At 71.5% G+C, this 12,550-nt stretch carries 8 protein-coding genes; 5 read left to right on the top strand and 3 right to left on the bottom strand.

Translation table 11 applies throughout. The annotated features are described in order from the left end of the window. Positions 1–403: 403 nt before the first annotated feature. Positions 404–1,027, bottom strand: coding sequence for a DoxX family membrane protein (locus tag HTV45_RS06315; protein ID WP_215204672.1), 624 nt, complete (start codon positions 1,025–1,027; stop codon positions 404–406). Positions 1,028–1,340: 313 nt separating this feature from the next. Here HTV45_RS06315 and HTV45_RS34780 point away from each other — a divergent pair, with 313 nt between their 5' ends. The 4 genes from HTV45_RS34780 (at position 1,341) to HTV45_RS06300 (ending at position 8,752) form a co-directional block, all read left to right on the top strand. Beyond that, entirely contained in the window at positions 1,341–1,469 is a 129-nt protein-coding gene (locus HTV45_RS34780; RefSeq protein WP_285899614.1) for a hypothetical protein, read from the top strand. 798 nt (positions 1,470–2,267) lie between these two features. Then, a complete protein-coding gene (locus HTV45_RS34775; protein WP_215204609.1) occupies positions 2,268–5,651 on the top strand; it encodes an ALF repeat-containing protein in 3,384 nt (1,127 codons plus the stop codon). Between the two features lie 83 nt (positions 5,652–5,734). Continuing rightward, positions 5,735–7,663, top strand: coding sequence for a DNA/RNA non-specific endonuclease (locus tag HTV45_RS06305; RefSeq protein ID WP_215204608.1), 1,929 nt, complete (start codon positions 5,735–5,737; stop codon positions 7,661–7,663). A gap of 39 nt (positions 7,664–7,702) precedes the next feature. Continuing rightward, positions 7,703–8,752 carry a hypothetical protein gene (locus HTV45_RS06300; RefSeq protein ID WP_215204607.1) on the top strand — a complete coding sequence of 350 codons (1,050 nt, stop codon included), beginning with the start codon at positions 7,703–7,705 and terminating at the stop codon, positions 8,750–8,752. 280 nt (positions 8,753–9,032) lie between these two features. Here HTV45_RS06300 and HTV45_RS06295 read toward each other — a convergent pair whose 3' ends face one another. Beyond that, entirely contained in the window at positions 9,033–10,058 is a 1,026-nt protein-coding gene (locus HTV45_RS06295) for a DUF6215 domain-containing protein (protein WP_215204606.1), read from the bottom strand. Between the two features lie 399 nt (positions 10,059–10,457). Here HTV45_RS06295 and HTV45_RS06290 point away from each other — a divergent pair, with 399 nt between their 5' ends. Then, entirely contained in the window at positions 10,458–12,143 is a 1,686-nt protein-coding gene (locus HTV45_RS06290) for a ribonuclease J (protein WP_215204605.1), read from the top strand. 128 nt (positions 12,144–12,271) lie between these two features. Here the strand turns inward: HTV45_RS06290 and HTV45_RS06285 are convergent, their stop codons facing one another. Further along, positions 12,272–12,514 carry a DUF5302 domain-containing protein gene (locus tag HTV45_RS06285; RefSeq protein WP_215204604.1) on the bottom strand — a complete coding sequence of 81 codons (243 nt, stop codon included), beginning with the start codon at positions 12,512–12,514 and terminating at the stop codon, positions 12,272–12,274. Positions 12,515–12,550: the final 36 nt, after the last annotated feature.

Below are 12,550 nucleotides of genomic sequence, written 5' to 3'. Positions count from 1 at the left end.
TCCCTTGCGGATCGATGGTTCGGCCGACGGACGGAAGGCCCTGCGGGGTCTTCCGCCTCACCCTCCCTCCTTCACCAGGTACCCGACAGGGCCAACCGGGCCTTTGTGTACCCACCGCTCGCGGCCGCCCGGTGTTCCGCCGAGTCAGGACGAAAGCCCCCGTGAACGCCGGTCGATCGAGCCGCAGTCTCCGGACGGCAGGTAGGACGGCACGGCTGAACGAGGGGTCTGTGACGCAATCCCCGTATGGCAGCCTGCTCCGGTGCATGCCCAGGCCGCCCGTGCACCGCTGCTCGTCATCACGCGCCGGTCCGACGGGTGGACGGCCCGCGCGGCACACCGGTGGGCCCGCGGACATGCTGGTGGGGCGAGCCCTCGGATGGGCCCGCCCCGCCCGCGGTGTTCAGCGCAGCCATCCGTGGTCACGGACCACCGGGAGCCGCGCCCACAGCCGTCCCAGACCCAGCACATCACCGGCCGACACCGCAGCCAGCGCAACCAGCACCACCGCATACACCAGGTGATAGTCGACGAACGGGTTCGTCGACATACTCGCCGACCCGTCCGACAGATGCTTCGCCGGCGGCCACTCCGCCACCCACATCAACGCCATCATCACCGTCCCCGCCACCGCGGCCAGACGCAACGCCACCCCCGCCGTCAACGCCACCCCGATCCCCAGCAGACCCAGCATGAACAACCAGTCCGCCCACGCCGCCCCGGCCCACGCATGAAACGCCGACTCCATCGGACCGACCGCCACATGCCCCAGGAACCCCTCCGTGGGCGAACCCCCGTCGACCCAGCCCCTGCCGGACCCAGTGGCATAACCGAACCCGAACGCCTTGTCGAGGAACGCCCACAGAAAGACGAACCCCATCAACACCCGCGCCGAGGCGAACACCCAGGCCCGCGCGGTGAGACCGCCCACCGCCCCGTCCGCCCCCGACGCGGAAACAACGCCCCCACGGCGCAACGACGGCAGACGAAAACCCCGACTACGGTGCGTGGACTGATGCACGGCCATGACAGTGACCCCCTCGGAGAACGTCAGGCTGATTCCTGACACCACTCACTCTCCCGCACCCCACCACCCCCCACCCGACGCCAGAAGGTCCACACCCCAGGGCTCAACAGCCCTCATCCACAGGGACCTTCGGCCACCAACGAACGAACTAGCCTGCCCTGACACGGCGGTGCCTCACGAACCGCGTAGAGGCAGCGCGCGGACAGCCACACCCAGCACCGCTGGGCGACCCAGCCCTACGAATGGCTCGGTCAACCCGATCGAGAAGGCAGAGCGGGCTGAGGATCGGACAGGGGAAATCCCTTTTGGGAGGGTGCAGCAAAGTCTGGACACGCTGGAGCGGACGGTCTCCGGCGCGGTGGCGGCCGGACTCGGACACTTCACCGTCCGCGACATGCTGAAGGGGTTCCCCGCCCCGACACCCGCGCCTCGGGACGAGTGACCGCACCGAAACCCCGTCGCGTGCCGCGGCCGTCTTCACGGCCTCACGCGGGACAAGACCGCAAGGACGGCTGACGGTGCGCCCAGGTCATCGCGGGATATAGCTCGAGCCTGCACGAGTGACCCGCCCGATGTCCGCCCGGGGCACGGCCGGCACGAGATCCGGCACGGGATCCGCCATGGCACAGCCGGTAGCCTCTCCGCCCGACGCCGCGGCACCGGCGGCCTCCGCGCACGTGCTCCCACGCCTTGCGCGCCGCCGAGTATCCGTACCGTGAGCCGCAATGGTCGCGGTTTCTGGACGCCGGAGCTGATTTCCCTTACCGCATCACCGCTTTCGCGGGCACAGCCCGGAACCGAAGGCCACCGGTCGTAAAAGGGGGTCGCGAGCCCGGGAAAGCCGCGCACGCGAAAAAGCCCTCTGCCGCACTCTTCGGCGCATCTCCGCGACGCATTGTCCGCACCCCCGTGATCGCCCGCCGCTCTGGCATCCCAACACGGCCGCACACCCACGTCCAGCAGCCCGAACCGCTCATACCTGGACATTGAAAGCAAGTTACCCGTGACCTGCGTCACCACCGGGGGAGGCCGTATGGGTCGGCGTCGCGATTTCGCGAAAATGTGCCGATCCGTCAGATGTGCTCGGTATGGCGCATTGTTGGTTATTCGCAGCCACAACCCCCGTGCAATTACTGTGAGGTTGATAGTGTTCACGAATTGTGGCGGGCGCCGGTCCACCGTCCGTCACGGCGCGAGATCCGACACGTCACCGTATGACTCATAGAAGGGCAAGTCCCGTATGCAGACCGCTTTCTGGAGTAGACGCCGCGTCCTCGGCGCGCTCGCCGCCGCGACCGCTGTCGCCGCCACCCCCTCGGTCCTGCGCCCGGCCACCGCCGCGGCCGCCGAGGCGGCGGGTGCCGACCCGGTGCCGCTGCCGGACACCGAGCGCGCCAGGGCCGTACGCGCATGGCTGACCGGCGGCCGGGGCGTCAAAGCCGCCGCGGCGACGGCCCTCTACGGGACCGACACCGAGATCCGGACCTTCCTCGCCGAGACGCTGCCGCAGCAGACCGTGCAGGACAACCGGGTCGCGATCGTCAGCAGCCTGGACCGTGCGGGCAAGGGCCTGCGTCGCGAGGCCGTCGCCGCCCTGGACAGCGGCGACGAGGCGATAGCCGGCTTCCTTTCGGAGGGCTTCACCGCCGCCATCCGGGAGGACCTCCAGGTCGCCACCAGCATCGTCGGGTCCACCGGCGACAAGGCCGTGGTGCGCGAGGCCAACGCCGCCCTCGACGCCGGCACCGAGCAGGCCCTCGTCACCTTCCTCGCCGACAAGCAGTACGACGCGCGGCTGGAGGACACCCGGATCCAGGTCACCGCCATGCTGATGAACGGTGGTCCTGAGGTACGGAAGTACGCGGACCGCGCGCTCAGCGGCACCGCGAACGACATCGAGTGGTTCATCGAGACCGGCCAGCACATCGCCCGTGCCCGCGACCAGGAGTCGGCGACCATCGAGGAACTGGTGGCCGTCGTCGAGCGCGAGGGCAAACGCGCCGAGCGCCAGACGAACCTGGCCGTCGAGGCCGGGGCCCGCGCCGAGACCGCCGCCGGCAAGGCCAGGGAAGCTGCCGAGAAGGCCGCCGCCGAGGCCGCCGCCGCCCAGAACGACGTGCGGAAGTCGGCGGCCGCGGCCCGCAAGGCGGCGAGCGCCGCGAAGGGAGCGGCCGACGCCGCCCGCAACGCCGTCAACGCGTCCAACGCCGCCGTGACGGCCTCCCGCCGTGCCTCCTGGGCCGCCGCGGGCGCCGCCCAGGCTGCCGCGAAGGCCGGCAACGCCGCCGCCCGCGCCTACAACGCCGCGATCGCCGCTTCCAAGGACGCCGGCAAGGCGAAGGGCGCCAAGGACGCCGCGGTCGCCGCCCGCAATGCCGCCTCCAAGGCCCGCAGCGCCGCCGCCGCTGCCGCCAAGGCGGCCCTCGCCGGCGACGCGTCCTCGGCAGCAGGTCTGGCCGCCGCCTCCGCCGCCCGCAACTCGGCCGCCGCCGCGACCGCCGCCGCCCAGGCGGCCGTATCCGCCGGTGCCGCCCAGTCCGAGGCCGCCGAGGCCAAGCGCCAGGCCGCCATCGCCACCAGCGCCGCCAACCGCGCCACCAACGCCGCCTCGGCCGCCCAGACACTGGCGAGCGCCGCCGCCAGGGCCGCCCGAACCGCCCGCGATGCCGCCAACTCCGCCGCCGACCATGCCGACAAGGCCGCCGACGCCGCGGAGGAGGCGGTCGAGTACGCGGGTCAGGCCATCGACTACGCCAACAAGTCGACCGCCCACGCCGCACAGGCCGTGAAGGCCGCCAACCTCGCCACCCAGGCCGTCACGGACGCCATCGAGGTGGAGAAGAACGCCCGCGCCGCCGAGGCCCAGACCCTGGCGCAGGACAAGCAGCAGGCCATCGAGGAGGCCCAGCAGCTCGCCGCCATCGAGCGGGCCGAGCTCTCCGACGTCCGCGAGAAGCGGCTCATGGAGGAGCGCACCACCCAGGCGACCAAGGACCTCATCAGCCAGGCGGAAGAGGCCCTGTACTCCGGTGACATGCCGGTCGCCGCGACCCTCGGCCGGAAGGCCGCGGTCGCCCTGATCGACGCCCGCGGCGCCAACACCCGGCAGGCCGCCCAGCACGCCCTCGCCGGCTCCGACGACGACGTCTTCGCCTGGATCGACCTCGACCGGGCCCTCGCCGCGGCTCAGGACGACCGCGAGACCACCCTCCACGTGGCGACGATCGGCGGCCCGGCGGTGGCCGCGGCCCCCGCGGCCGCGCTGGAGAGCACCGACTCCAGGGCGGTCGGCGACTTCCTCACCGGCGGCATGAAGCGCGCCTCGAACGAGGACCTGCGCGTCGCCATCAACAGGATCATCGCCGAGGGCGCGGGCAAGGCCGTCAGGGAGGCCGCCGACGACGCCCTCGACAAGAACACCACCGAGTCCCTCAACCACTTCTTCGACCACGCCTACCCGCAGGCCGTACAGGAGGACGACCGGGTCCGGGCCAACCAGCTGATCCACACCGCGGGCGCCTTCACCAAGGCCTACGCGGAGGTCGCGCTCGAAGGGCCGGCGTGGATGCTGCGCAACTTCATCACCGTGATCCAGTACCGCACGGCGCAGCTGGACTTCGACACCGCGACCCACGTCGCCGCCGTCCGCGGCGCCATCGCCGCCGCCGCGAAGATCGCGGAGAAGGCGCAGGAGGACGCGGCCCTCGCCTCGAAGGCCGCCGCCACCGCCCGCAACGCCGCCGCCGAGGCGCAGCAGTGGGCGCAGAAGGCGCTCGACTCCGCTGCCAGGGCCGAGAACCACGCCCAGCAGGCGCGGGACAACGCCAACGCCGCCGACAAGTCGGCCGCCGACGCACGGGCCTCCGCCGCCACGGCGGAGAACGCCGCCGCCACCGCCCGCGGCGCCGCCCGCTCCGCCAACTACTCGGCCAACAAGGCCGTCGACTCGGCGCGGGCGGCCCTCGCCTCCTCCGCCGAGGCCCAGCGCTCCGCCGCCGCGGCCCGCGCCGCCGAACTCGCCGCCTCCGCCGACGCGAAGGCAGCCGCCACCGCGTACGCCCAGGCCAAGCAGATCGCCGCCGACAAGAAGCGGGCCGAGGAGATCGCGAAGGCCAGAGCGGCCGCACGCAAGGCCGAGGAGGAGCGCGCGGCCCAGCGGGACCCGGCCAACAACGGCACGAACAACCAGGTCAATCCGAACGGCACCGCGGTCGGCGACACCGACGAGTGGTGGAACGACGCCCAGTTCTACGCGGACGCCGCCAACGTGGTCAGCATCGGCGCGGGGTTCCTGGCGGCCGGCTGCGCCCTCGCCGCCTTCGTCTTCCCGCCCGCCCTCGCCGCGGCCGGCTTCTTCGCCGGTGTCTCCGCGGGCGCGGGCGCGCTGGGCACCCTCTTCACGGGTATCGAGCACGGCTTCACCAGCGGCGCCTTCTGGGAGTCCGCCGTCGGCACCGGGCTGAGCCTGGTCACCTTCGGTGCCTTCAAGTGGGTCGGCGCCGCCGACAAGGCGCTCGGCGGCGGCCTCGTCAAGCCCGTGGTCGGCAAGATCACGGACACCGGCGAGGACCTGGTGTCCGGCATCACCAAGGGCCTCAGCGACCTCTGGGACCTGGCGGCCTGATCCCGCCCGTCCGCTCTGCCGGGGGCGCCGCGATCACGCGGCGCCCCCTCCCCCCCCCTCCCTCTCACGGAAAGTCCTGCCCCATGCATGGAATACGTGGCGGGCGCGCCACAAGGAGACGCGCCCGCTCGACGGTCCTGACCGTCCTCACCGCCCTGGCCCTCGTCCTCACGACAGCCGCGACGGGCCAGGCCGCCGAGCCGCCCGCGACGGCCCCGCCCGCCGCCGACTCCCCGGCGCCCAGCGCGGAGACCACCGGGACCGACAGGTTCGCGGCCGGCTCCGGTGAGGACTGCACCGCCACCGCTGCGGGCTCCGAGGAGCGTCGCGCGGGCGCCGTCGAATCCTGTGTCACGGTCGCCCCCGCCCCCGCGAGGGCGAAGACCCGCACCGGTGTCGCCGCCGCTGACGCCGCGGCCGGAAGCTGCGACATCACCAAGCCCGGGACCTACCGATACGAGCGCTTCTCGTACTGCGTGACCGGCATCAACGTCACCTACATCCTCCGCGACGGCAACGGTCTGGAGATCGGACGCGGCACCCTGGCGGTCTCCACCGGCGCCGACCTCTCCGCGACCGCCACGACCTGGAGCGAGCAGGTCACCGTCACCATGACCAGTGCCGTCGGCGATGTCACCGCCCTGAACGCCAAGTTCCGGGCCTCCTGCGACGCCGGCTGCACGGCCACCAAGACGGCCCCCTGGTACGGCGGCGGCCTCACCCTCGGCCAGACCCTGACCGGTACCGTCACCTACTCCTCGCCCCAGACGGCGGGCTCCGCCACCTCCTTCCTCACGTCCTACGCGATGTACGTGACGTCGCCGGGCGCGACGGCGACCGACCCGAACGCGTCGTGGAGGAACTCACGTCAGATCAGGTGCGACGACGCGGTCGGCGGCACTTCGGTGGCCGGGTGCGCCGTGCCCTCCGAGATGGCGGTCGTAGCGATGAAGGCGACCGGCGCGGACGCGGGCGGCGCCGTGGCCGCCTACGGCTGGGCCCAGAAGAACCTCGACGGCGCCTGGGGGAAGAAGGGCAGCCCGCTGACCCGGTCGACGAGCGGCGTGGCCAACCGCACCGCCGCCACCTGCGGGGGCTTCACGGCCCAGACCGAGCTCGTCGACAGTGACACCTGCGCCGGCTTCCCCTTCGGGGAGGCGAAGGAGGGCGGTGCCGCCGGCGCGCAGTGCGTCGAGGTGATCCCCAACCTCGGCAACGGCGAATGGGACACGTACGTCTTCAACGACAGCACTGACATGGACCCTGCCGCTCCCTGCGTGCAGGCACATGTCACCCCCGCCGAGAAGCAGTTCGCCGACGCGCAGCTCGCCGACGGCTTCAGGGACCAGCGGGTGACGGACGGCGACCAGTTCGAGCTGGCGGTCTCGACACCGGACACCGGACCGCAGGCCAGCTGTCTGAACGACCCCCCGCCGGCCGGCTCCCTTCCCAACGGCGACGGCTGGTTCAGGACCAGCACCGAGGCGGTTCCTCTCATCAACCAGACGGCCCCGGCGGACGGGCCCGGACTGCGGCCCACCCAGGCGCAGGCCTGCCTGGGGAAGGCGATCAAAGAGGGAACAGGGACTCAGAAGGTGATCACCGGCTGGAAGGACGCGGAGGCGTTCAGGACGGCGAGCGGATTCACTGACTCGCTGGCCCGGTGCCATCTCATCGCGAGGGTCCTCGGCGGCAAGGGGACGTCTGCGGTCACCAAGTTCAACCTCGTCCCGTGCTGGCAGGTGGGGATGAACACGGGCACGCCCAGCATGCGGACCTACGAGAGCATGGCGGAGAAACTGATCAAGGGCACCACGCCCGGTCTCGGAGCGAACGACGCGATCTTCTACCAGGTGACACCCGTCTACAAGGACGCGAACAGCACCATCCCGGTGGGGGTCACCATGAACGCTAATATCCAACGGGCGAACGGAACGGCCGAGGATCTCTTCACCAATGTGTACGTCCCCAACACCCGGGCGAACACATTGCAGTTCAACCTCGGCAACTGATCGACCGTTCTCCATCAGCGCGCGCCAACGGGAGCCCGAATGAGTTTCACCACCCCGCCGCGGCCGGTCGACGTGACCGCGCTCTTCCCCCGACTGGCCCCGCTGGCGCGCACGGCGACCCGGCTGCACCCGCGACCGGGTTCGCCGACCGTGCGCGAAAGCTCCGTCGGCGGGCCGCTGTTGTGGCCCGCCGACGAGCCGTGGCCGTACTGCGAAGGACCGCACGACAGTCACGCGGCGCCGGTGGTCCACTCACCGGACGACATCCGGCTCCTCCGCCGCGACCGAGCGGTAGCGACCGAGCGGCTGCGCCGCGATCCTCAGGCGCCCGAGTGGACCCCCGGGGAACTGGCGACCCGGGAGCGGATCAGCGCGGGCCGTCCGTGGTTCGACGGCCCGGTCCCCCTCCTGCCCGTGGCCCAGCTCTACGCCCGCGACGTCCCCTTTCTCCGCCCGTCCGACGCGGACCTCCTCCACGTCCTGTGGTGCCCCTTCGACCACCCGGCCGACCACGCGATCCACCCCAGGACCGCGCTCTTCTGGCGCTCCTCCGCCTCCGTCACCGATGTCCTCGAGGCACCGCCCGAGCCGCCGGTCATCCAGCTCGGCGGCTACCTCCCGGAGCCGTGTCTGCTCTCACCGGAGCAGGTCACGGAATTTCCCGACCCCCTGGAGCTGGACGAGGAGCTGAGCGGTCAGCTGGAGGACATGAGCCGTTGGGAGACGGTCGACCCCGCGCTGTACAACTCGTACGCGGACGACCCGCAGGAGCTCTACCTGAACAACCTCTGCCACGCCCCCGGCTGGAAGACCGGTGGCTGGACCCACTGGATGGTCACTGACCCCGTCGACCGCCCCTGCCCCGAGTGCGGCACCGAGGAGGTCCCGCTGCTCACCATCGCCTCCTGGGAATGGGACTCCGGCAGTGTGACCTGGATCCCCGAGGAGGAACGGGCGGACCCGGCCCCGCGCCGCCTGGGCGCCCACGACAGCAACTTCACCCTGATCGACATCGCCGGCGGCAACAACCTCCAGCTCCACGCCTGCCCGGCCGACCCGTCCCACCCCCATATCGCGCTCATCCATTGACGAACCGACAGGGCTCACGCCCTCCGCGAAGAGGGGCGGTCGGCTGCCGGTCCGGCCCGCGGGCCGGGGAAGCCGTGGAGGCCTGCCCGCCGGACGTGCCGGTGCGGGGCGGCCCCGACGACCGAGAGCGGGCGCCGCAGGGGCGGAAGGACCACCGCCGCACACGGCGGCGGGGTCTTCTCCTCCCTTCCTCCGAATCAATTCCTCCGGATCAATCAGACCCGGGCGTCCGCCATCGCCCGTCTTCCCCGTGCGCCTCGAAATGGCCCGGAGCGCCTCGTCACGCAGTCCGCTCGGCGATCACCGGAAGAATGCTCCCGGCGATGCCGAGGAGGGCGCTGTCCTCCGGGAGGGCTCCGGACGCGCTCCACACGGTGATGTCGAAGAAGCCGCCCCGGTCCCCGCCGTCGAGGGCCACGGACAGCGTTCTGGCCAGGGGTCCCTCCTCGACGGGTCCACCGGATCCGCCGCTCCCGAGATCGATCTCGATCTTCATGGTGTGATCCGAGAAGAGGACCGCGGGCCGGCCGTGGACCGAGAGCGTTCTGATGCCCGTCTCGTCCCCGAACTCCATCAGCTTCACGTACTGGGCGATCGACAGTTCGTTGTACGTGGCCGAGACGTGCACGGTGTAGGTGTCGAACCGGACCTGTGCCTCCGGCTGGGCGACCTTCCCGTCGGTCAGCGGGGCGGTGCCGCTGGTGCCGGACGCGCTGGTCGCTCTCTCCGCGGGTGTTCCGAGGAGTGTGGCCAGGCCGGACCTGTTGAGCGCCTCGCACAGCTCGTCCCCGGTCACAGCCCGGGGGGCCGTGCGTCTGTAGGCGCTCGGCAGCTCCTCTTCCTCCGTGCTCGCACACGAGGCGGCGGCGGCCTGGGGCGTGCCGGCGTCCTGGGAGGGCAGCAGTTCCGGCTCCAGCCAGAGCACGGCCCCGATGGCCGCGAACAGGGCCACGGCCGCCGCTGCCTGGCCCCACGCGTTGGGTTCCTTCTCCGCTGCCGCCGGAGTGGGACGCTGCCCCGCTGGAGCCTGCGGCTGCGGCTGCGGCTGCGGCTGGGCAGCAGCCTCGGACACCGGCCCGCCCTCGGCAGCCGCCGGGCCCGGGTTCCCGCGTGCGCGCAGGGCCCGGACGACCAGATGGACGCGCACCACCGTGAACACCAGGAACGCCACGCCGATCCCGGCCGGCACCCATTCCTCGTCGTGGAGGGCGAGATATATGAGGCGTGCGCCGAGAACGGAACCGACCACGATGAGCAAGGGCTCGCGTACCCAGAAGGGCAGGCGACGGAGGAGGAAGCCGAGCATTCGGTGATCACACCAGGACAAGATCGTCCCGGCTGTGATGGAAGCCATAGTTCCGGCTCGGGTCTCAACCGTGATGGAAGAGGGCTCGCGGCGCCGCCGAGCCTCCGGCGTGCCCATCGACGCCGCGGTCCGGGCCGCAGGCGTCGCAGGCGGGCTGCCGGCGGCGAGGCCGCGGCCGCCGGCCCGCAAACGTTCGCCGAGCAGCCCTCTGTCCGGTGCCCGAGCCGTTCGCGGACGTCACTGATCAGCCGCGGGTTACGCGAACCCCGTGAAAACGGCACGAACCGGTACCGGCCACGGAGGCCGGGGCCGCGGGACACCGGGGACGGGGACCTCCGGGGAGCAGAGATCACACGGGTGCTGGATCATCCCGTCCCGCACTCCGGGTAACGTCAGGGTATGAGTCATCCACACCCCGAACTTAAAGCCGCCCCGCCTCTTCCCGAGGGAGGGCTGCGGGTCGTCGCCCTGGGCGGCCTGGGTGAGATCGGTCGCAACATGACCGTCTTCGAGTACGCCGGAAAACTGCTCATCGTCGACTGTGGCGTGCTGTTCCCCGAGGAGACCCAGCCCGGCGTGGATGTGATCCTGCCGGACTTCACCTCGATCCGGGACCGGCTGGACGACATCGTCGCCGTGGTGCTCACCCACGGACACGAGGACCACATCGGCGGCGTGCCGTACCTGCTGCGCGAGCGGTCCGACATTCCCGTCGTCGGTTCCAAGCTGACGCTGGCGTTCCTGGAGGCCAAGCTCAAGGAGCACGGCATCCGGCCCCGTACGGTCCGCGTACGCGAGGACGACCGGCGCCGCTTCGGACCCTTCGACTGCGAGTTCGTGGCGGTCAACCACTCCATTCCGGACAGCCTCGCGGTCGCGATCCGCACCGGCGCCGGGATGGTGCTGCACACCGGCGACTTCAAGATGGACCAGTTCCCGCTCGACGACCGCATCACCGATCTGCGCGCCTTCGCCCGTCTCGGCGAGGAGGGCGTGGACCTGTTCCTCACCGACTCCACCAACGCCGAGGTACCCGGCTTCACCACCAGTGAGCGGGAGCTGAACCCGGCGATCGAGCAGGTGATGCGCACCGCCCCGCGCCGGGTCATCGTCTCCAGCTTCGCCAGCCATGTGCACCGCATCCAGCAGGTCCTGGACGCCGCCCACCAGCACGGCCGCAAGGTCGCCTTCGTCGGCCGGTCGATGGTCCGCAACATGGGCATCGCCCGTGAGCTGGGCTATCTGAAGGTCCCGTCCGGTCTGGTCGTGAACACCAAGGAGCTGGAGAAGCTCCCGGACCACAAGATCACTCTGGTGTGCACCGGGTCCCAGGGCGAACCGATGGCCGCACTGTCACGCATGGCCAACCGCGACCACCAGATCCGTATCGGCAAGGGCGACACCGTCCTGCTCGCCAGCTCCCTCATCCCCGGCAACGAGAACGCCATCTACCGGGTGATCAACGGACTCACCCGGTGGGGCGCCCACGTGGTCCACAAGGGCAACGCCAAGGTGCACGTCTCCGGGCACGCCAGCGCCGGCGAACTCGTCTACTGCTACAACATCGTCAAACCCCGCAACGTCATGCCCGTACACGGTGAATGGCGTCATCTGCGCGCCAACGGCGACCTCGCCGTCCGTACCGGCCTCGACCCCGAGCGGGTGGTCATCGCCGAGGACGGCGTCGTCGTCGACCTCGTCGACGGGCGCGCGTCCATCACCGGCAAGGTTCCCGCGGGCAACGTCTACGTGGACGGCATGGAGGTCGGCGGAGCCACGGAGGCGTCCCTCAAGGACCGCCTCACGCTCGCGGAGGAGGGCGTACTCACGGTGGTGGCGATCGTCGACGCGGACACCGGCGCCCTGGCGGAGACTCCCGACTTCCTGGCCCGCGGCTTCGTCCACGACGACACCACCTTCGAGCCGGTCGTCCCGGTCATCGAGAAGACCCTGTCCAAGGCGGCCGGCGAAGGAGTCGGGGACGCGCACCAGCTCGAACAGCTCATCGCCCGCGCCGTGGCGAACTGGGCGTTCCGCACCTACCGCCGCAGGCCGCTCATCATCCCCGTCATCATCGACGCCTGAGCCGCAGCCCCGGCCCGCGCGGGCCGGGCACAGCGCCGCCGCCCCGGTCACAGGACCGGGGCGGCGTGGCGGGACGGCGGGGCGGGCGCGGCCGGACCGCGCGGGCCGGACCGCGCGGGCCGGGCGGCTCAGCCGCCGCTCTTGCGCCGGAACGACCGCTGGCTCGCGGCCGGACCGTGCGCCGCGCGCACCTTCGACGCGTTCGGACTGGTGGCAGCGTCGGCGGCGGCCGCCTGCACACCGCGCTTGCGCTCCAGCGCTTCGCGGAACTTGCGCTTGAGGTCGTAGGTGCCGTCGGCGTCCGGTGTCAGAGGGGACGTCTCGGCGGAAGCCGGCTCCGAACCTTCCGTGGATACGGGCTCTGCGGTCATGGTGACCTCCTGGGTTCGGGAGTGGGCGGACACAGC

This window comes from Streptomyces sp. CHD11, from assembly GCF_018638295.1.
GTDB lineage: Bacteria > Actinomycetota > Actinomycetes > Streptomycetales > Streptomycetaceae > Streptomyces.
The sequence above is the reverse complement of the archived record's forward strand: the minus strand, read 5'-3'. Positions and strand labels throughout refer to the sequence as shown.

What these genes read in the sequence shown, in the direction of transcription:
- HTV45_RS06300 (WP_215204607.1), top strand. Translation starts at nt 7,703, where the DNA reads ATGAGTTTCACCACCCCGCCGCGGCCGGTCGACGTGACCGCGCTCTTC.
- HTV45_RS06315 (WP_215204672.1), bottom strand. Translation starts at nt 1,027, where the DNA reads ATGGCCGTGCATCAGTCCACGCACCGTAGTCGGGGTTTTCGTCTGCCG.
- HTV45_RS06305 (WP_215204608.1), top strand. Translation starts at nt 5,735, where the DNA reads ATGCATGGAATACGTGGCGGGCGCGCCACAAGGAGACGCGCCCGCTCG.
- HTV45_RS06285 (WP_215204604.1), bottom strand. Translation starts at nt 12,514, where the DNA reads ATGACCGCAGAGCCCGTATCCACGGAAGGTTCGGAGCCGGCTTCCGCC.
- HTV45_RS34775 (WP_215204609.1), top strand. Translation starts at nt 2,268, where the DNA reads ATGCAGACCGCTTTCTGGAGTAGACGCCGCGTCCTCGGCGCGCTCGCC.
- HTV45_RS06295 (WP_215204606.1), bottom strand. Translation starts at nt 10,058, where the DNA reads ATGCTCGGCTTCCTCCTCCGTCGCCTGCCCTTCTGGGTACGCGAGCCC.
- HTV45_RS06290 (WP_215204605.1), top strand. Translation starts at nt 10,458, where the DNA reads ATGAGTCATCCACACCCCGAACTTAAAGCCGCCCCGCCTCTTCCCGAG.